The following is a 19,651-nucleotide window of genomic DNA, read 5'->3' on the forward strand; positions in this document are numbered from 1 at the left end:
CCCCCCCCCCCCCCCCCCCCCCCCCCCCCCCCCCCCCCCCCCCCCCCCCCCCCCCCCCCCCCCCCCCCCCCCCCCCCCCCCCCCCCCCCCCCCCCCCCCCCCCCCCCCCGCGCCCCCCCCCCCCCCCCCCCCCCCCCCCCCCCCCCCCCCCCCCCCCCCCCCCCCCCGGCAAAACAACCTTAACGACGGTTGCCGAAAATCCGCAGCAGCATCAGGAACAGGTTGATAAAGTCCAGATACAGCGTCAGCGCGCCGAGAATAGAGTATTTACGCAGGGTTGACGCATCACGGACGTCAATCTGCTCGCCAATATTCTTCAACTTCTGCGTGTCGTACGCGGTCAGCCCCACGAAGACCACCACCCCGATATAGGTCACGGCCCACATCAGCGCTTCGCTCTTCAGCCACAGGTTCACCAGCGACGCGAGCACGATCCCAATCAGCCCCATAAACAGCATGCTGCCGAAGCCGCTCAGATCGCGCTTGGTGGTGTAACCGTAAAGGCTCATCGCGCCAAACATCCCGCCGGTGACCACGAAAGTGCTGGCGATTGACGAATAGGTATAAGCGATAAAGATGCTGGACAGCGTCAGACCCGTCAGCGCCGAGTAGAGCATAAACAGCGTGGTCGCCATTCCGGCGCTGAGCTTATGCACCAGGCCCGAGAGCACGAACACCAGCGCAAGCTGGGCGATGATCAGCCCAAAGAAGGTAATTTTGCTGGAGAAGATAAACATCATGATCTCCGGCGTATTCGCCGCATACCACGCGATAAACGCGGTAAGCAGCAGGCCGACCGTCATCCAGCCGTACACCTGAGCCATATACGTCTGCAGCCCGGTACGGGACTGCTGTACTATCGAATCGGAACGCGGAAATCGGTCCATGATTCACTCCTGATTAATATTAAGTAGACACACGCCTTAAGACTAACACATCCGCGTAAACCTGTTACCAACGGCCGGCGGCTTCTTTGTCGCTGTCGCGTGATTCCACCCAGCGGTCGCCTTCCGGCGTCGCTTCGCGTTTCCAGAACGGCGCTTTGGTTTTGAGATAGTCCATGATGAACTCCCCTGCCGCAAAGGCGCTGCCGCGGTGCGCGCTGGTAACGCCGACAAAGACGATCTCTTCGCCCGGCCACATCTCGCCGATGCGGTGAATAACGGTCACGCGGCCCAGCGGCCAGCGGCCACGCGCCTCGTCGACGATCTCCGCAAGTGATTTCTCGGTCATGCCCGGATAGTGCTCCAGCGTCAGCGCCTTCACGCTGTCGCCGAGGTTATGGTTGCGCACTTTGCCGGTGAAGGTCACGACCGCGCCGTCTTCGTCGCGCTCGGCCAGCCAGTCGTATTCGCTGCCGACGCTGAAGCGATCGTGGCTCACGAGGATTCGGGTTTCAGCCATGTTAGCCTCCCGTGACCGGCGGGAAGAACGCCACTTCATCGCCCGCCGTCAGCGGATGATTGAAATCGACCAGCGTCTGGTTCACGGCCGCCAGCAGCTTGCCCTCGTCCAGCGCCAGCGCCCAGCGGTCGCCCTGCCCGGCCAGATGGGCGCGCAGCGCGGCCACGTTCTCAAACGCACCGTCGACCGTCAGGCTGTCGGTATTGACCAGCTCGCGCACCTGAGCAAAAAAGAGCACCTTAATCATGGCTGTCCACCTTAAAATCACCGGATTTGCCGCCGCTTTTCGCCAGCAGGCGCACCGGGCCTATCACCATGTCTTTCTGCACGGCCTTGCACATGTCGTAGATGGTCAGCGCGGCAACGGACGCGGCCGTCAGGGCCTCCATCTCGACGCCGGTTTTACCGGTCAGGCGGCAGAGGGATTCGATGCGCACGCGGTTGTGCTCCGGCTGCGCAAGCAGGTTGACCTCAACCTTGCTGAGCATCAGCGGGTGGCACAGGGGAATAAGGTCCCAGGTGCGCTTAGCGGCCTGGATACCGGCAATGCGGGCGGTGGCGAACACGTCGCCCTTGTGGTGACTGCCGTCGATAATCATCGCCAGCGTCTCCGGCAGCATGGTGACAAACGCTTCGGCGCGCGCCTCGCGCACCGTTTCGGCCTTGGCGGAGACGTCCACCATGTGGGCTTCGCCCGCGGCGTTAATATGGGTCAGTTGCGACATAGCTTATTTCTTCAAATGGGGATGAAAATTACACGGACGGGTGCGGGCATCAAGCTGCGGGGAAATGATATTTTCCCACGCGGTGCGGCAGGCTTTGGTCGAGCCGGGCATGGCGAAAATCAGCGTGCCGTTTGCCACGCCCGCCACCGCGCGCGACTGCAGCGTGGAGGTGCCGATCTCTTCGAACGACAGCATGCGGAACACTTCACCAAACCCTTCGACCTCGCGGTCAAACAGCGGGATCAGCGCTTCGGGCGCCTGATCGCCTGCGGTAAAGCCGGTGCCGCCGGTGATCAACACCACCTGCACCTCGTCGCTGGCGATCCACTGCGAAACCTGGGCGCGAATGGCGTAGCGGTTCTCTTTCACGATCGCCTTATCGACAACGTGATGTCCGGCATCGTGCGCCGCGTCGCGCAGCCAGTGGCCGGAGGTGTCATCCTCTTCGCCGCGACGTTCGGAAACGGTAAGAATAGCAATGCGTGTCGGGATAAATTCTGCGCTTACCTGACTCATCTTCTGGTTCCTTCTTAAAGCTGATTACCCGCCAATGTATGACAGATTTTGCGTAATGCCGGTGTTGCCCTGATGCAGGAAGTGGGTCTGCTTTTTGTGCGTCAGCGCCTCGGAGATGCGCGCTTCAAGCGCCTCCTGCTGGGCGTCGTGTTCCAGCAGATCGCGCAGATCCACGCCGCCGTCGCCGAACAGGCAAAGATGCAGCTTGCCGACGGAGGAGACGCGCAGGCGGTTGCAGCTGGCGCAGAAGTCTTTCTCATAGGGCATAATCAGCCCGATTTCCCCTTCGTAATCCGGGTGGCAAAAGACCTGGGCCGGGCCGTCGCTGCGCTGGCGGATCTGGTGTATCCAGCCGCGCTTGAGCAGCTCGTCGCGCAGCACCATGCCGGAGATATGATGGCGGCGGAACAGGTCGCTGCCCTCGCCGGTCTCCATCAGCTCAATAAAACGCAGCTGAATGCGGCGCGGCTTGATCCACGCCAGGAAGGTGTCGAGCTGATGGTGGTTCACGTCGCGCATCAGCACCGTGTTGACTTTGACTTTATCGAAGCCCGCGTCAAACGCTGCGTCGATGCCTTCCATCACCTGCTGGAATTTGTCCTGGCCGGTAATGGCGTGGAACTGACGGGCGTCGAGGCTATCGACGCTGACGTTAATTGCGGTTAGCCCCGCGTCGCGCCAGGCTGCCACGTCACGCGCCATGCGGTAGCCGTTAGTGGTAACGGCGATCTGGCGGATACGCGCGTTTTCACGCACGGCCGCGATGATGTCGGGGAAATCTCGACGCAGTGAAGGCTCGCCGCCGGTCAGGCGCACTTTTTCCGTGCCGAGCTCGGCGAAGGCGCGCGTGACGCGGCGCACCTCATCGACGGAAAGAAAGCCGTTATTGGTGACGCTGCCTGGCTTGTAGCCGTCTGGCAGGCAATAGGTGCAACGGAAGTTGCACACGTCGGTAATCGACAGGCGCAGGTAGTAAAACTTGCGCGCGAAAGCATCAGTGAGTTGTGAAGCCATGTACACCTTTCCAGATACGGGAGGCACAGTCATTTCTTTCTGTACCCTGGTGGCAGGTCCGCCACGGCCAGAGCGCCATATCTTTCGACACAGGCGCAAAGGCTAGAGTGTAGGTTTTCAATAATGAAAACAGGTTTAGGCGATAGTAGCGCTTAAATCATCAGTTCGCCATTTTCGCTTTTCGCTATATATTTCTATATATAGCGGCACGATTGTGCATTTTCGCTATAGAATACGTAAAAACAGCACTTTCGCATTGATATACATCATTCGCGAGCGGGTGAAGCATCGTCTTTTGGTGGTAGTTAGGTTACTGTTACGCGGATAAAACTCATAAGGAATACATATGCGCAATCGCACGCTGGCGGATCTTGACCGCGTTGTCGCTCTCGGCGGTGGCCACGGGCTGGGTCGCGTCATGTCCTCATTGTCCTCACTGGGCTCCAGGCTCACGGGCATCGTGACCACCACGGACAACGGCGGCTCAACGGGGCGGATTCGACGCGCGGAAGGCGGGATTGCCTGGGGCGATACGCGCAACTGTCTTAATCAGTTAATTACCGAACCAAGCGTCGCATCCGCCATGTTTGAGTATCGTTTTGGCGGTAACGGCGAACTTTCCGGGCATAACCTCGGAAACCTGATGTTAAAGGCGCTGGATCACCTGAGCGTGCGGCCTCTGGAAGCGATAAACTTAATCCGTAACCTGCTCAAAGTGGACGCGTTTCTGATCCCGATGTCGGAACAACCGGTGGATTTGATGGCCATCGACGCCGAAGGCCATGAAGTGTATGGCGAGGTCAATATCGACCAGCTTATTCAGCCGCCTAAAGAGCTGATGACCTACCCGAGCGTGCCCGCCACGCGCGAGGCGGTAGAGGCGATAAGCGAAGCGGATTTGATCCTGATCGGACCGGGCAGTTTTTACACCAGCCTGATGCCCATCCTGCTGGTCAAAGAGCTGGCGCAGGCCCTGCGCAGAACGCCTGCGCCGATGGTTTACGTGGGCAACCTGGGGCGCGAGCTGAGCCCTGCGGCCGCCAGCCTGACGCTGGTGCAGAAGCTGGCGCTGATGGAGCATTACGTGGGTAAGAAGATTATCGACGGCGTGGTGGTGGGACCAAGCGTTGATGTCTCCGGCATGGAAGGCCGCGTGGTGGTCCAGGAGCCGCTGGAAGCGAGCGATATTAAGTATCGTCACGACAGACACCTGCTGCGCGAGGCGCTGGAGAAGGCGGTTCAGGCGCTGGGATAGAGTTTGTTTTGTGCGGCATGATGGCCTCATCCCGGGGAGAGGGAGAAAAACGTAGGCCCGGTAAGCGCAAGCGCCACCGGGCAAAACCCACTCAAGACGCCGCGATAAACAGCTCGCGCAGCTGATGCAGCTGGTCGCGGATTTGCGCCGCCTCTTCGAACTCCAGGTTCTGTGCGTGCTGCATCATCTGCCCTTCCAGCTCGTGAATTTTCTGCTGCAGCGCTTTCGGCGTCAGTACGACGGTATCCTCTTCCACTACCGAACGAGTCTTGCCGCGTCCTTTCGCCTTGGTCTTCGCGATGTTCTGACCGAGCGCCAGAATGTCCACCACCTTCTTGTTCAGGCCCTGCGGCGTAATGCCGTGCTCTTCGTTGTAGCGCTGCTGCTTCTCGCGGCGGCGCTCCGTCTCGCCGATCGCTTTCGCCATCGACGGCGTGATCTTATCGCCGTACAGAATCGCCTTGCCGTTCACGTTACGCGCGGCGCGGCCGATGGTCTGGATCAGCGAGCGCTCGGAGCGCAGGAAGCCCTCTTTGTCGGCATCCAGAATCGCCACCAGCGAGACTTCCGGCATATCCAGGCCTTCTCGCAGCAGGTTGATGCCGACCAGCACGTCAAACTCGCCGAGGCGCAGATCGCGGATAATCTCCATGCGCTCGACGGTGTCGATGTCCGAGTGCAGGTAGCGCACCTTCTCGCCGTGCTCTTCCAGATACTCGGTCAGGTCTTCCGCCATGCGTTTGGTCAGCGTGGTGACCAGCACGCGCTCGTTGATGGCGGAGCGGGCGCGGATCTCTGAAAGCAGATCGTCGACCTGCGTTGCCACCGGCCGCACCTCGATAATCGGATCGAGCAGGCCCGTCGGGCGCACCACCTGATCCACCACGTCGTCGCCGGATTTCTCCAGCTCGTAGTTACCCGGCGTTGCCGACACGTAAATCGTCTGCGGCGCGAGCGCCTCAAACTCTTCAAACTTCATTGGACGGTTATCCAGCGCCGACGGCAGGCGGAAGCCGTATTCGACCAGCGTCTCTTTTCGCGCGCGGTCGCCGCGGTACATACCGCCAATCTGCGGGATCGTCACGTGGGATTCGTCAATCACCAGCAGGCCGTCGGCCGGAAGATAGTCAAACAGCGTCGGCGGCGCTTCGCCCGGCCCGCGGCCTGAGAGATAGCGCGAGTAGTTTTCGATGCCGGAGCAGTAGCCCAGCTCGTTCATCATCTCCAGATCGAACTGGGTTCGCTGGCTCAGGCGCTGCTCTTCAAGCAGCTTGTTGTTCGCCAGCAGCACCTTGCGGCGGTCAGCCAGCTCAACCTTAATCTCTTCCATCGCCTGCACGATGCGCTCGCGCGGCGTCACGTAGTGCGTTTTAGGGTAGATGGTAAAGCGCTGGATCACCGACTCAATGTGCCCGGTCAGCGGGTCGAACAGCGACAGCCGCTCAACCTCTTCGTCAAACAGCTCGACGCGCAGCGCCATATCGTCCGACTCCGCCGGGAAGATGTCGATCACCTCGCCGCGCACGCGGAAGGTGCCGCGCTGGAACGCCTGATCGTTACGGGCGTACTGCAGCTCGGCCAGGCGGCGCACGATGGCGCGCTGATCGATAATCATCCCCTGCGTCAGGTGCAGCATCATTTTCAGATACAGGTCCGGATCGCCCAGGCCGTAGATGGCGGATACCGAAGCCACCACCACCACGTCGCGACGCTCCAGCAGCGCCTTGGTCGCCGACAGGCGCATCTGCTCGATGTGTTCGTTCACCGAGGCGTCTTTTTCGATAAAGGTGTCAGAGCTTGGGACGTAGGCCTCAGGCTGGTAGTAATCGTAGTACGAGACGAAATACTCCACCGCGTTCTCCGGAAAGAACTCCTTCATCTCGCCGTAGAGCTGCGCCGCCAGGGTTTTATTGGGGGCCAGCACCATCGTCGGGCGTTGCAGGTCCGCAATGACGTTCGCGACGGTAAACGTTTTACCCGAACCGGTTACCCCCAGCAGCGTCTGGTGCGCCAATCCATCTTCCAGCCCCTCTTCCAGACGACGAATCGCCTCAGGCTGGTCGCCGGACGGGCGGAAAGCGGAATTTAATTTGAACGGTTTACTCATGGGCAACGACCTGATGACGTAGTAAGCGGCAGACGAGTAATTTTACTCGTTGTTGCCAGGAATGCCAGTAAAAGATACTGGATAAAAAACCAGTATCATGTCAGGATATTCAGCCTGGCCCCTGCCGGGCTAGCGCGTTCCTGATTGAAATTTCCGCTGCGGCAACATAAAACACCAGCGAAGCGCGGTTATCCCCAAAACATTTCATTTTTTAACATTTGTCAAGACAGGTAAGGAAAGTTTTAAGTCGGTCGATGAGCCTTTCATAAGGGCAATTGCTTTTATTCAACGAGTTGAAAAGTAACAGATATTTTATAAAGCCGCGTTTCGCACCAATTTGCGCGTAGGCCGCGTATTCTCTCGCTTCTCGCGTGTTTTCTAACTCTAATGCACATGGTTATCCACAGGAATAGTGGATAACTGCTCTCAGCCCATATGGCGTGCCGCTCGGCAAATTCCCGGTTTTTCCCACGAAGCGGCGGTAAAAAATTTTTATCACTCTTTTTTGCCGAAGTTTAGTCATTTCCATCCTGTCCAGCTGGCGAGATCTTAATCACATTTCCGCGACGGGAACGGCCATACACGAAAAAAAACGTGGCGCAGGGCCACGTTCGCAGAATGCATTTTATCGTGCAGGCTGAAGGAGGCTCAGGTCGAGATAGCGTCCGGTTTCCGCCTCCTCCGCGCCGTCGGCAAGCCACGGGATTTCGCCGAGACACGGCGCGGGCAGCACCCGGTTCAGCGTCTCCAGGTATTCCCGATGCCGCCTGCCGGGCGGCACGACGTCGTTGGCGACCCAGCCCGCCAGCGTTAAGCCGGCCTGCTGAATGGCCTGCGCGGTCAGCATCGCGTGGTTAATACAGCCCAGCTTCACCCCCACCACCAGAATGACCGGCAGCCGCTCGGCCTGCACCCAGTCGGCGAAGGTCTGCGCGTCAGAGAGCGGCGTGAACCAGCCACCTGCCCCTTCCACCAGCACCCACTCCGCCCGCGCCTCAAGCGCGCGCAGGCACGCAGACATCACCGCGAAATCAATCGGGCGGCCTTCGTCGGCGCTGACGAAGTGCGGCGAGGTCGGCTCCGCGAAGGTGTACGGATTCACCGCCGCGTAGTCCAGCCCGACGCTGCTGTTGCGCTGCAGTGCCAGCGCGTCGGTATTGCGCAGCCCTTCCGGCGTCATTTCGCTGCCGGAGGCGACGGGCTTATACCCTGCGGTTGCGTGTCCAAGAAGACGCGCCGCCTGCAGCAGCGCGGCGCTGGCAACGGTTTTGCCCACTTCCGTATCGGTGCCGGTAACAAAATAGCGTTCAGTCACGTTCAATAATCCCATGAAAAAGATGATAAGAGAGCGGGAAGCGGCCCCCCCGCTGCGGCCAGGCGAGCTCCAGGCGCTGGAGCTGGCTTCGGGTAAGCGGTTTTTTCTCACGCCCGGCGTGCAGGTGCGTGGCGCCGATGCCCTTTAACGAGCGCATGGCGCTCAGGGCATCGCTAAAGTCGAGCGTGATGGTCTGCACCTCGGTGCGATAGCGTCGGCCTGCCAGCGCCTGCGCCACGCTCTCGTGCGATAGAAACCGGTTCGCGTGCTCGCGCCCGTCCACCGCCCGCCACGCCTCGTTTAGCTCCGGAAGCGAGCTCTCAAGAAGCGTGGTGAAGGCCACCTTCCCGCCCGGACGCGCGACGCGATACAGCTCGCTCAGCGCCTGCGGCAGGCTGCTGCACCACTGCACCGCCAGATGGCTCCAGACCAAATCAAACTGCGCGTCCGCCAGCGGAATGGCTTCGATATCGGCCGCCAGATAGCGGTCCGCCGACTGCTGCTGGCGCGCCTCGTCGAGCATCTGCTCAGAGAGATCGATAGCCGTGACCCGGCTTCCCGCCGCGCGCCAGTAGCGGCTGTTGCTCCCCGGACCGCAGCCCGCGTCCAGCACCTGCGGAAAATAGCCTTCACCAATCGCCGCAATAAGCCCCTGCGCGCTCTGGCGCTGCAGCGCGTCGTGCTGCGCGTAGCTCTGCGCGGCCCGGCCAAACGCCGCGGCGATCGCCTGCTTATTGACGGATGACATGCAGCACCTCCAGCAGGGCATCGATGTCCTGCGCCTCGTGCGCCGCCGTCAGCGTCAGGCGCAGGCGCGCGGTGCCCGGCGGCACGGTGGGCGGGCGGATGGCGGTCGCCCACATCTCGTTATCGCGCAGGGTTTGCGCCAGCGCCAGCGCCCGATCGTTTTCGCCGACGATAACGGGCTGAATGGCGCTCTGAGAATCGGTGCCCTGCAGCGCCAGCGCCTTCGCCCCTTCGCGAAAGCGGCGAATGCGGTCGGCCAAGCGCTGGCGGCGCTCGTCGCCCTCGGCGCTGCGGATCATGTTCACCGACGCGGAAAGCGCAACGGCCTGCGCGGGCGGCATGCTGGTGCTGTAGATCAGGTGGCGGGCAAACTGCAGCAGGTAGTCGGCCACCGGCTCGCTGCACAGCACCGCCGCGCCGCTGACGCCAGCGCCTTTGCCGAAGGTGACGACCAGCAGCTCCGGCTTCACGCCCTGCTGCCAGGCGCTGCCGCGGCCTTCCTCCCCCACGACGCCGATCCCGTGGGCATCGTCGACCATCAGCCAGGCGTCATGCTGCCGGGCCGCGGCGTGAAGCGCCCCCAGCGGCGCGGCGTCGCCGTCCATGCTGAACACCCCTTCCGTCACCGCCAGCTGGACTCCGGCGCAGGGCTTCGCCAGCAGGGCGCGCATCTGCGCGTCGTCGTTGTGCGCAAACCGGCGCAGCTGCGCCGGGCTCAGGCTGGCCGCTTCGAGCAGGGACGCATGGCTCAGGCGGTCGGCGACGATGCGATCGTCTTTGCCCATCAGCGCGGCAATCACCGCCTGGTTGGCGGCAAAGCCGGAGATAAACAGCAGCGCGCGCGGGTAGCCCAGCCAGTCGGCAAGCTGCTCCTCGAGCGCCCGGTGCGCGGTGGTGTAGCCGCTGACGTGGCCGGAGCCGCCGCTGCCCACGCCGTAGCGCTCGGCCCCCTGCTGCCAGGCGCGAATGATCTGCGGATGCTGGCTGAGGCCGAGGTAGTCGTTGCTGGAGAAGTTGCAGTACCGCCTGCCGTCGCGCACCAGAAAGCGGCCCGCGCCGCTTTCCACCGGGCTGCGCGTGCGGAACGCGTCAGCCGCCCGACGCGCGTTCAGGGCGGCGTCGATTCGCGTCTGCCAGGTCATAGCGCTGCCGCGTTGTAGAACTGTTCGGTGTCGGCGTTGAAAATTTGCTGTTCCAGCTGCTGCTGCTGTTCGTTGTCGCCGGTCAAAACCTCGGTCTGGTGCGGGTTCAGCCCCAGCTTGCGGAACAGCTGAACGTCTTTGTCCTCTTCCGGGTTTGGCGTGGTCAGCAGCTTGCAGCCGTAGAAAATGGAGTTTGCCCCGGCCATAAAGCACATCGCCTGGGTCTGCTCGCTCATCTGCTCGCGGCCCGCGGAGAGGCGCACGAACGAGGTGGGCATCATGATGCGCGCCACCGCGATGGTGCGGATAAAATCAAACGCGTCCACGTCGTCGTTATCCGCCAGCGGCGTGCCTTTGACCTTCACCAGCATGTTGATCGGCACGCTTTCCGGCGGCGTCGGCAGGTTAGCAAGCTGGAGCAGCAGGCCCGCGCGGTCCTTAACCGTTTCGCCCAATCCGACGATGCCGCCGGAGCAGACCTTGATGCCCGCGTCGCGCACCTTGTCGAGGGTGTCCAGGCGCTCCTGATAGGTGCGCGTGGTGATGATGTTGCCGTAGAACTCCGGCGAGGTGTCGAGGTTATGGTTGTAGTAGTCCAGCCCGGCCGCGGAGAGGCGCTGCGCCTGCTCGTCGTTCAGCGTGCCGAGCGTCATGCAGGCCTCCAGGCCCATCTCCTTCACGCCCTTCACCATCTGCTCGAGGTACGGCATATCGCGGTCATGCGGGTTTTTCCACGCCGCGCCCATGCAGAAGCGGGTCGAACCGGCGTTCTTCGCCTTACGCGCGGAGTCGAGCACCTGCTCCACCTCCATCAGGCGCTCGGATTCAAGGCCGGTTTTGTAGCGCGCGCTTTGCGGGCAATATTTGCAGTCTTCCGGGCAGGCGCCGGTCTTGATCGACAGCAGCGTGCTGACCTGCACGTGGCGGGGATCAAAGTGCTGGCGGTGAACCTGCTGCGCTTCAAACATCAGCTCCAGGAACGGTTTATTGAATAATTCAGTGACTTGCGACATCGTCCAGCGTGCGTGGTGAGCCATTGGGCTTCTCCAAAGGGTTTTGTTAATTGTCGGTTCGGTTTATACTTGTAAACCTAAAACTTTTCAAAATGGTTTACAAGTCGATTATGACCCAGGACGATCTCGCCTTCGACAGGCAGCATATCTGGCACCCCTACACCTCCACCACTCGCCCCCTGCCCGTCTATCCGGTTGCCTCCGCACGCGGCTGCGAGCTGCATCTCGCCAGCGGCGACGCGCTCGTAGACGGGATGTCATCCTGGTGGGCCGCCATTCACGGGTACAACCACCCGCGCCTGAACGCGGCGATGAAGGCGCAGATTGACCAGATGTCGCACGTGATGTTTGGCGGCATTACCCATCAGCCTGCCATAGACCTGTGCCGCCGCCTGGTGGCAATGACGCCCGCCCCGCTGGAGTGCGTGTTCCTCGCCGACTCCGGCTCCGTCGCCGTTGAGGTGGCGATGAAAATGGCGCTGCAGTACTGGCACGCCAAAGGCGAGACCCGCCAGCGGTTCCTCACCTTCCGCAACGGCTACCACGGCGATACCTTCGGCGCGATGTCGGTCTGCGATCCGGACAACTCCATGCACAGCCTGTGGAAGGGCTACCTGCCGGAAAACCTGTTTGCCCCCGCGCCGCAGAGCCGCTTCGACGGCGAGTGGGACGAGGCAGACATGGTCGGCTTCGCGCGGCTGATGGCAGCGCATCGCCACGAGATTGCGGCCGTGATCCTGGAGCCGATCGTGCAGGGCGCAGGCGGCATGCGCATGTACCATCCGGAGTGGCTCAGGCGCATCCGCAGGATGTGCGACCGCGAGGGGATTTTGCTGATTGCCGATGAGATCGCCACCGGGTTTGGCCGCACCGGCAGGCTGTTTGCCTGCGAGCACGCGGGGATTTCGCCGGATATTCTGTGCCTCGGAAAAGCGCTGACCGGCGGCACCATGACGCTCTCCGCCACGCTCACCACGCGCAGCGTGGCCGACACCATCAGCGACGGCGAGGCGGGCTGCTTTATGCACGGCCCGACGTTTATGGGCAACCCGCTGGCCTGCGCGGTCGCCAGCGAAAGCCTCGCCATTCTCGAGAGCGGCGAGTGGCGGGCGCAGGTCGCGTCCATTGAGGCGCAGCTGAAGGATGAGCTGCGCGCAGCCGCCGATTCTGAGCACGTCGCGGACGTGCGCGTGCTGGGCGCGATTGGCGTGGTCGAAACGCACCGTCCGGTAGATATGGCGGCGCTGCAGCGCTTCTTCGTCGAGCAAGGGGTGTGGGTGCGTCCTTTCGGCAGGCTGATTTACCTGATGCCGCCGTATGTCATTACCCCGGAGCAGCTGCGTAAATTAACGGCTGCGGTCGTTACAGCCGTTAACACTCCCGCGCATTTCGCGATGTAATCCTGTGCGTTACACTTTCTGTACGAGTGATTCACGAGGGTAGACCGTATGAAAATCATCAGTAAAGATCTGCGCGACGGCGAAAAGCTGCCGGCGCGCCACGTGTTCAACGGCATGGGCTACGAGGGGGATAATATCTCCCCGCACCTGGCGTGGGACGAGGTTCCGGCCGGAACCAAAAGCTTCGTGGTGACCTGCTACGATCCGGACGCGCCGACCGGCTCCGGCTGGTGGCACTGGATCGTTGCGAACCTTCCCGCCGACACGCGCGTGCTGCCGCAGGGCTCCGGCTCCGACCTGGTCGCGCTGCCGGAAGGCGCGATTCAGACCCGCACCGACTTTGGCAAAGCGGGCTACGGCGGCGCGGCACCGCCGAAGAGTGAAACGCACCGCTATATCTTTACGGTACACGCGCTGGACGTGGAGAAGATTGAGGTAGACGAAGGCGCCAGCGGCGCGATGGTCGGGTTTAACGTGCATTTCCATTCGCTGGGCAGCGCGTCGATTACGGCGATGTACTCATAAAAAAAGCCGGGTGGCGGCTACGCCTTACCCGGCCTACATTTCGCACCCGTAGGCCCGGTAAGCGCAGCGCCACCGGGCACACAATCACAGCACCGGCGGCAACAGCCCCACCAGCCGTCCCTCTTCCAGAAGCTGTATCGCCTTATCAATATCCGGCGCAAAGAAGCGGTCGTCGTCGTAGTGCGCAACGTACTCGCGCAGCGCGTGGCGCGCCTGCTCCAGCAGCGGGCTGGATTTTAGCCCCTCGCGCAGGTCAATCCCCTGGCACGCCGCCAGCCACTCCACCGCCAGCACGCCGCGGGTATTCGACGCCATTTCCCACAGGCGACGCCCGGCGGCCGGGGCCATCGAGACGTGATCCTCCTGGTTGGCCGAGGTCGGCAGGCTGTCCACGCTGTGCGGGTGCGACAGCGCTTTATTCTCGCTCGCCAGCGCCGCCGCGGTGACCTGCGCAATCATAAAGCCGGAGTTCACCCCGCCGTTGAGCACCAGGAACGGCGGCAGCTGGGACATATGTTTGTCCATCATCAGCGCGATGCGCCGTTCGGATAACGCCCCGATTTCGGCAATCGCCAGCGCGATATTGTCCGCCGCCATCGCCACCGGCTCGGCGTGGAAGTTACCGCCGGACACCACCTCGTTTTCCTGAGCGAACACCAGCGGGTTGTCGGACACCGCGTTGGCTTCAACCAGCAGCACCTCCGCCGCCTGGCGCAGCTGCGTCAGGCATGCGCCCATCACCTGCGGCTGGCAGCGCAGCGAGTAAGGATCCTGCACCTTCTCACAGTTGTGGTGAGAGTCGGCAATCTCGCTGGCGTCGGTCAGCAGATGGCGATACATCGCCGCCGCGTCAATCTGCCCGCGCTGACCGCGCACCGCGTGGATGCGCGCATCGAACGGACGGCGCGAGCCCAGCACCGCCTCGGTAGTGAGTGCGCCGCACGCCACCGCCGAGGCAAACAGATCTTCCGCCTCAAACAGGCCGCGCAGCGCGAAGGCGGTCGACGCCTGGGTGCCGTTAAGCAGCGCCAGCCCCTCTTTCGCCGCCAGGGTAATGGGCGTCAATCCCGCCTTTTGCAGCGCCTCTTTGGCGGGCAGCCATGTGCCCTGCCAGCGCGCTTTGCCTTCGCCGAGCAGCAGGAGCGACATGTGCGCCAGCGGGGCCAGGTCGCCGGACGCGCCGACGGAGCCTTTCGCCGGGATCCACGGATAGACGTTGGCATTGACCAGCGCCATCAGCGCCTGGATCACGCTCAGGCGAATGCCGGAAAACCCGCGCGCCAGGCTGTTGATTTTCAGCACCATCATCAGGCGGACAATCTCATCGTCCAGCGGCTGGCCGACGCCCGCCGCGTGGGACAGCACCAGCGAGCGCTGCAGGTTTTCGAGATCGTGCGTCGCGATGCGCGTCTGCGCCAGCAGGCCAAAACCGGTGTTAATGCCGTAGGCGGTGCGCCCTTCGGCAACGATCGCCTCTACGCAGGCGACGCTGTCGTTAATCGCCGCATGGGCGCTTTCGTCGAGCGAAAGGGTGACCGGCTGACGCCAGACGCCGCGCAGATGGGTGAGCGTCAGCGAGCCGGGAGTGAGTGTTAAGGCGTTCATCAATGCTTTCCTTGTGTGGCAGGGACCATCGGCAGGTTTAGCCCCTGCTCTTCGGCACATTCAATCGCAATCTCGTAGCCCGCATCCGCGTGGCGCATCACGCCGGTGGCCGGGTCGTTGTGCAGCACGCGGGCGATGCGCGCCGCCGCCTCGTCGGTTCCGTCGCAGACGATGACCATTCCCGAATGCTGGGAGAAGCCCATCCCCACGCCGCCGCCGTGGTGTAAAGATACCCAGGTTGCGCCGCTGGCGGTGTTCAGCAGGGCGTTGAGCAGCGGCCAGTCGGAGACCGCATCGGAGCCGTCGCGCATGGCTTCGGTTTCGCGGTTCGGGCTGGCCACGGAGCCGGAGTCCAGGTGGTCGCGGCCGATGACGATCGGCGCGGAGACTTCGCCGCTGCGCACCATTTCGTTAAAGGCCAGGCCAAGCTTTTGACGCCACGCCAGCCCAACCCAGCAGATGCGCGCCGGCAGGCCCTGGAAGTTGATGCGCTCGCGGGCCATGTCCAGCCAGCGGTGCAGGTGTTCGTCGTCGGCGACGATCTCCTTCACCTTCGCGTCGGTTTTATAGATATCTTCCGGGTCGCCGGACAGGGCAACCCAGCGGAACGGGCCGATGCCGCGGCAGAACAGCGGGCGAATATAGGCGGGCACGAAGCCGGGGAAGTCAAAGGCATCGGAGACGCCCATCTCTTTTGCCATCTGGCGAATGTTGTTGCCGTAGTCGAAGGTCGGGATGCCCATCCGGCTGAAGGCCAGCATCGCGGAGACGTGTTCCGCCATGGAACGTTTCGCGGCAAGCGCCGTGCCCTCCGGGTCGGTTTCCGCTTTTTGCTGATAGGCTTCCCACGTCCAGCCTTTCGGCAGGTAGCCGTGCAGCGGATCGTGGGCGCTGGTCTGGTCGGTGACCAGATCCGGGCGCACGCCGCGGGCAACCAGCTCCGGCAGAACGTCCGCGGCGTTGCCGCACAGGGCAATCGACACCGCTTTGCCCTCGCCGGTGTATTTTTTGATCCGCGCCAGCGCATCGTCCAGGTCGTTCGCCTGCTCGTCCACGTAGCGGGTGCGCAGGCGGAAATCGATGCGGCTCTGCTGGCACTCAATATTGAGCGAGCAGGCGCCCGCCAGCGTGGCGGCCAGCGGCTGCGCGCCGCCCATGCCGCCGAGGCCTGCGGTCAGCACCCAGCGCCCTTTCAGCGAGCCATTGTAGTGCTGGCGGCCTGCCTCAACGAAGGTTTCATAAGTGCCCTGCACAATCCCCTGACTGCCGATGTAGATCCAGCTTCCCGCCGTCATCTGGCCGTACATCGCCAGGCCCTTAGCGTCCAGCTCGTTGAAGTGCTCCCACGTCGCCCAGTGCGGCACCAGGTTGGAGTTGGCGATCAGCACGCGCGGCGCGTTTGCGTGGGTCTTGAACACGCCGACCGGCTTGCCGGACTGCACCAGCAGGGTTTCGTCGCTTTCAAGATGGGTTAGCGCGTTAACAATGGCGTCATAGCATTCCCAGCTGCGCGCGGCGCGACCGATGCCGCCGTAGACCACCAGCTCGTGGGGATTTTCCGCCACGTCAGGATCGAGGTTGTTCATCAACATGCGCAGCGGCGCTTCGGTGAGCCAGCTTTTCGCGGTGAGCGTAGTGCCGCGCGGGGCGCGAATATCCTGCTGGCGGTATTTACCTGACGACATTGTGTGCTCCTCATAGGGGACGGTTGATACAAATAGATATACTTGTATAGACAACCACACACAAGGAAGGATTTAACAAAAAAGATACAATTTTGTTATATTGCGTTAGCTATCACGCTTTTCACGCTTATGACATGAAGTGGCCCTGCAGCCGGTAGCGGTTGCCCGGGAACAGCAGCCTGGCGTGGGAAATGATGTCCGAAGACGACCAGGTGCGGCGGCGGATCAGCAGGCAGGGATCGTGCTCCTTCACGCGCAGCCAGTCGCACTCCTGCGGCGCGGCCCGTACGGCCTCGACGATGTGCTCCCCTTCCGTCAGCGGCGCGATGCGCGAAAGATACGCGTGCGGCGTAGTCTGGGTGTAATCCTGCTCGAGGTACTCCGGCACGCGCGCGGCGTTGACGCAGCGGTCTTCAATCTGTACCGGAACGTCGTTCTCGTAGTGGATCATCAGCGAATGGAAAATCCGCGTGCCCTCTTTAACGTTCAGCTCCAGGGCCTGCTCGGCGCTCGCCTGCGTCTCTTCCAGCACCAGCACCTCGCAGCGGTGCCGGTGGTTGCGCGAGGCAATTTCGTCAGCAATGCTGCGGATTTCAAACAGCGCGGACTGCCCTTTCGGCTCGGCGACAAAGGTGCCGACGCCCTGCAGGCGCACCAGCAGCCCTTCGTCCGTCAGCTCGCGCAGGGCGCGGTTGACGGTCATCCGGCTATAGCCAAACTGCGCCACCAGTTCGGCTTCCGACGGAATGCGGTCGTGCGGGCGAAGCGTGCCGGAGGCGATTTTTTCGCTGATCGCCTGCTTGATCTTTTCATAAAAAGGCACGGGCGGGCTGGGCTGCGGTGAGCGTGAAAACATAGTGACTCCTGAACGTAATTTTTATGCCCACCAGTGAGCAATTTGCCAGGCCAAACGAGCGGCAAGACGCGCCCCTTGTCCATCCCTGTCGTAGTGCGGATTAAACTCTACCAAATCCGCCGCCGAGAGTTTACCGCTTCGACAAATTTGCTCAATCACGGGCAGCAAATCCAGCGCCGGTATGCCTAACGCCGCGGGCGCAGATACCGCGGGCATTTCGCCTGCGGGCAGCACGTCCAGGTCAATGGTGAGGTAAACGCGATCGGCCTGCGCCAGCACCTTTTCCAGCGCGGCGAGCGCGTCGCGCCTGAAGTGCAGGTCTTCCACCAGCGTGACGTTAAGCCGCTCCGCCTCGTCCCACAGCGCCTGGGTGTTCGCCGCGCGGCTGACGCCGAAGCAGGCGTACTGAAACTCACGCTTCGCGGCGGCGCAGTGCTGCGCCAGCTGGCGAAACGGCGTGCCGGAGGTGGCGCGTTCGGCCTTGCGCAGGTCGAGATGCGCGTCGAGGTTGATAATGGCCACGCGCTCGCCGGGAAAGGCGTCCAGCACGCCGCGCCCGTGGGCCCAGGCGGTTTCGTGCCCGCCGCCCAAAATAAGGGTTCGCATGCCGGACCGCTGGCACGCGACCACCGCGTCGCTCAGCGCCTGCTGCGCGGCTTCAAGATCGTGGTTGATGACGTAAACAGACCCCATGTCCGTCAGGCGCTCGTGCCCCTGATGGCTGGCCATATTCGCCAGCGCCCCGCGCAGCGCGTCGGGCGCCTGGGCCGCGCCGGGCCTGCCGCGGTTGCGCGATACCCCTTCATCGCACTCAAACCCCATCAGGGCGATGCCTGACGAGGCGGGCGCGAAGGCCTCAGCCTGGCCTATCGTCTGGAAAATGCGTTTTGCGCTGCTGGCCTCGGCGCTGTCGTCGCGCCCCTGCCAGACCTCTGCCGCAACCGGCCGCCATAGCGTCATGCTTTTGTCCCCCGAAATACGCGTTGATGCAGCGGGTTACGGCCCGGCTCGTACACCATTTCCACCGGGTGCTGCGCGTCCCAGACGATGAAATCGGCGACGAAGCCGGCCTTAAGCTGCCCGTGGGTTGCCCCGCGCCCCAGCGCCCGCGCGGCGTGCCGGGTCACGCCTGCCCAGGCCTCTTCCGGCGTGAGGCCAAACTGGACGCAGGCCATGTTCATCGCCAGATGGAGGCTGGCAAACGGGCTGGTGCCGGGGTTGTAGTCGGTGGCGACGGCCATCGGCACGCCCCGTTTTCTGAGCGCCTCCACCGGCGGGCGCTGGCGCTCCTGCAGGAAATAGAACGCGCCGGGCAGCAGCACCGCCACCGTGCCGTGCTGCGCCATCGCGCGCACGCCAACGTCGTCGAGATACTCAATATGATCCGCCGACAGCCCGCTATAGCGGCTCACCAGCGCGGCGCCCCCGAGGTTCGAAAGCTGTTCGACGTGCCCTTTTACCGGAATGCCCCGCGCGGTAGCGGCCTGAAACAGGCGCTCGGTCTGCGCGGGGGTGAAGCCCACGTTCTCGCAAAACACGTCGACGGCCTCGAATAACCCCTCCTGCCAGAGCGCGGGCAGTATCTCCTCGCACACCAGCGTCAGATAGGCGTCAGGATCGTGACGGTACTCGCCGGGCACGGCGTGGGCGGCCAGCAGCGTCGGGCAAACCTCAACGGGATTATTCCGGGCGAGGCGCTGCGCCACCTGCAGCATTTTCGTTTCAGCCTCAGCGTTCAGGCCGTATCCCGACTTGATTTCAATGGTGGTGACGCCCTCGCTCATCAGGCGCTGAAGGCGCTGCTGCGCCAGCGCGAGCAGGGCTTCCGGCGTGCTGCTGCGGGTGGCGGTCACGGTGGCATTGATTCCGCCGCCCCGCTCGCCGATCGTCTTATAGGAGACGCCGTTCAGGCGCTGCTCCCACTCCGAGGCGCGATCGCCGCCAAAGACCAGGTGGGTATGGCAGTCGATAAGCCCGGGAGTCACCAGCCGTCCTTCAAGATCGACGATGTTGCGGTGCGCGGGCGGGAGTTCCGCTTCGGGTACGACGGCCAAAATGTGCTGGCCGCGCACGACGAGGGCGCACTCTTCCATTATTCCGTAGGGGGCCGTCTGGTCAGGATCCATCGTTGCCAGCCGGGCGTTGCGCCATACTACGTCGTCGGGTTGAAGCTGCTGCATCGGGCCATCCACTTGTCATGAGTTGTATAGACATTTATTTTCATCTACGGCGCTGTGTCAACCGCCTTTGTAGAAAATGTTATTTATTTGTGATGACTTCCGCCCGCACGTCGGCGAAAAATGCAACTTTTACCCTTTTTATCTTCCCGTTTCGCTCAACTT

The 19,651-nt window shown here is 62.7% G+C and carries 19 protein-coding genes and 1 riboswitch; of the genes, 3 read left to right on the top strand and 16 right to left on the bottom strand.

Going from position 1 to position 19,651, the window contains the following annotated elements; translation table 11 throughout:
- Positions 1–179 precede the first annotated feature (179 nt).
- From AB8804_RS10220 to moaA, 6 genes are all read right to left on the bottom strand, one after another.
- A complete protein-coding gene (locus AB8804_RS10220; RefSeq protein WP_371185614.1) occupies positions 180–887 on the bottom strand; it encodes a Bax inhibitor-1 family protein in 708 nt (235 codons plus the stop codon).
- A 64-nt stretch (positions 888–951) separates the two neighbouring features.
- The gene (moaE, locus tag AB8804_RS10225; RefSeq protein ID WP_371185616.1) at positions 952–1,404 is read right to left on the bottom strand and encodes a molybdopterin synthase catalytic subunit MoaE; all 453 of its coding nucleotides are present in this window, start codon (positions 1,402–1,404) and stop codon (positions 952–954) included.
- Between the two features lies 1 nt (position 1,405).
- Entirely contained in the window at positions 1,406–1,651 is a 246-nt protein-coding gene (moaD, locus tag AB8804_RS10230) for a molybdopterin synthase sulfur carrier subunit (protein ID WP_371185619.1), read from the bottom strand.
- Positions 1,644–2,129 carry a cyclic pyranopterin monophosphate synthase MoaC gene (gene moaC, locus AB8804_RS10235; RefSeq protein ID WP_166717434.1) on the bottom strand — a complete coding sequence of 162 codons (486 nt, stop codon included), beginning with the start codon at positions 2,127–2,129 and terminating at the stop codon, positions 1,644–1,646. The genes moaD and moaC overlap by 8 nt, the downstream gene beginning before the upstream one ends.
- 3 nt (positions 2,130–2,132) lie before the next feature.
- Positions 2,133–2,645 carry a molybdenum cofactor biosynthesis protein B gene (gene moaB, locus AB8804_RS10240; RefSeq protein ID WP_371185622.1) on the bottom strand — a complete coding sequence of 171 codons (513 nt, stop codon included), beginning with the start codon at positions 2,643–2,645 and terminating at the stop codon, positions 2,133–2,135.
- 24 nt (positions 2,646–2,669) lie between these two features.
- Positions 2,670–3,659 carry a GTP 3',8-cyclase MoaA gene (moaA, locus tag AB8804_RS10245; protein WP_371185624.1) on the bottom strand — a complete coding sequence of 330 codons (990 nt, stop codon included), beginning with the start codon at positions 3,657–3,659 and terminating at the stop codon, positions 2,670–2,672.
- A riboswitch (molybdenum cofactor riboswitch) is annotated at positions 3,647–3,781 on the bottom strand. (Overlaps the previous gene by 13 nt.)
- Before the next feature lie 224 nt (positions 3,782–4,005).
- Here moaA and yvcK point away from each other — a divergent pair.
- A complete protein-coding gene (gene yvcK / locus AB8804_RS10250; RefSeq protein ID WP_371185626.1) occupies positions 4,006–4,914 on the top strand; it encodes a uridine diphosphate-N-acetylglucosamine-binding protein YvcK in 909 nt (302 codons plus the stop codon).
- 91 nt (positions 4,915–5,005) lie between these two features.
- On the opposite strand, the gene uvrB is transcribed toward yvcK, so the two are convergent.
- From uvrB to bioB, 5 genes are all read right to left on the bottom strand, one after another.
- Positions 5,006–7,021 (bottom strand): excinuclease ABC subunit UvrB, encoded by a 2,016-nt coding sequence (gene uvrB, locus AB8804_RS10255; RefSeq protein WP_371185628.1) that lies wholly within the window; start codon positions 7,019–7,021, stop codon positions 5,006–5,008.
- A 625-nt stretch (positions 7,022–7,646) separates the two neighbouring features.
- On the bottom strand, positions 7,647–8,336 hold the full coding sequence (gene bioD / locus AB8804_RS10260; RefSeq protein ID WP_371185630.1) for a dethiobiotin synthase: 690 nt from the start codon (positions 8,334–8,336) through the stop codon (positions 7,647–7,649).
- Positions 8,329–9,084 carry a malonyl-ACP O-methyltransferase BioC gene (gene bioC, locus AB8804_RS10265; RefSeq protein WP_371185632.1) on the bottom strand — a complete coding sequence of 252 codons (756 nt, stop codon included), beginning with the start codon at positions 9,082–9,084 and terminating at the stop codon, positions 8,329–8,331. Before bioC ends, bioD begins: the two co-directional genes overlap by 8 nt.
- A complete protein-coding gene (bioF, locus tag AB8804_RS10270) occupies positions 9,068–10,225 on the bottom strand; it encodes an 8-amino-7-oxononanoate synthase (protein WP_371185634.1) in 1,158 nt (385 codons plus the stop codon). The genes bioC and bioF overlap by 17 nt, the downstream gene beginning before the upstream one ends.
- Entirely contained in the window at positions 10,222–11,262 is a 1,041-nt protein-coding gene (gene bioB / locus AB8804_RS10275) for a biotin synthase BioB (protein ID WP_371185636.1), read from the bottom strand. The genes bioF and bioB overlap by 4 nt, the downstream gene beginning before the upstream one ends.
- 68 nt (positions 11,263–11,330) lie before the next feature.
- On the opposite strand from bioB, the gene bioA reads away from it, so the two are divergent.
- Both bioA and AB8804_RS10285 read left to right on the top strand, forming a co-directional pair.
- Positions 11,331–12,638 (top strand): adenosylmethionine--8-amino-7-oxononanoate transaminase, encoded by a 1,308-nt coding sequence (bioA, locus tag AB8804_RS10280; RefSeq protein ID WP_371185638.1) that lies wholly within the window; start codon positions 11,331–11,333, stop codon positions 12,636–12,638.
- Positions 12,639–12,686: 48 nt separating this feature from the next.
- Positions 12,687–13,163 carry a kinase inhibitor gene (locus AB8804_RS10285; protein WP_371185641.1) on the top strand — a complete coding sequence of 159 codons (477 nt, stop codon included), beginning with the start codon at positions 12,687–12,689 and terminating at the stop codon, positions 13,161–13,163.
- An 84-nt stretch (positions 13,164–13,247) separates the two neighbouring features.
- On the opposite strand, the gene hutH is transcribed toward AB8804_RS10285, so the two are convergent.
- From hutH to hutI, 5 genes are all read right to left on the bottom strand, one after another.
- Entirely contained in the window at positions 13,248–14,768 is a 1,521-nt protein-coding gene (gene hutH / locus AB8804_RS10290; RefSeq protein ID WP_371185644.1) for a histidine ammonia-lyase, read from the bottom strand.
- A complete protein-coding gene (gene hutU, locus AB8804_RS10295) occupies positions 14,768–16,453 on the bottom strand; it encodes a urocanate hydratase (protein WP_371185646.1) in 1,686 nt (561 codons plus the stop codon). The genes hutH and hutU overlap by 1 nt, the downstream gene beginning before the upstream one ends.
- A 127-nt stretch (positions 16,454–16,580) precedes the next feature.
- On the bottom strand, positions 16,581–17,309 hold the full coding sequence (locus AB8804_RS10300) for a histidine utilization repressor (RefSeq protein ID WP_371185649.1): 729 nt from the start codon (positions 17,307–17,309) through the stop codon (positions 16,581–16,583).
- Positions 17,310–17,330: 21 nt separating this feature from the next.
- Positions 17,331–18,269, bottom strand: a complete 939-nt coding sequence (gene hutG / locus AB8804_RS10305; protein WP_371185651.1) for a formimidoylglutamase — start codon at positions 18,267–18,269, stop codon at positions 17,331–17,333.
- Positions 18,266–19,489 carry an imidazolonepropionase gene (gene hutI / locus AB8804_RS10310; protein WP_371185653.1) on the bottom strand — a complete coding sequence of 408 codons (1,224 nt, stop codon included), beginning with the start codon at positions 19,487–19,489 and terminating at the stop codon, positions 18,266–18,268. Before hutI ends, hutG begins: the two co-directional genes overlap by 4 nt.
- Between the last annotated feature and the right edge of the window lie 162 nt (positions 19,490–19,651).

This window comes from Enterobacter sp. KBR-315C3_2022 (assembly GCF_041399425.1).
Lineage (GTDB): Bacteria > Pseudomonadota > Gammaproteobacteria > Enterobacterales > Enterobacteriaceae > Enterobacter.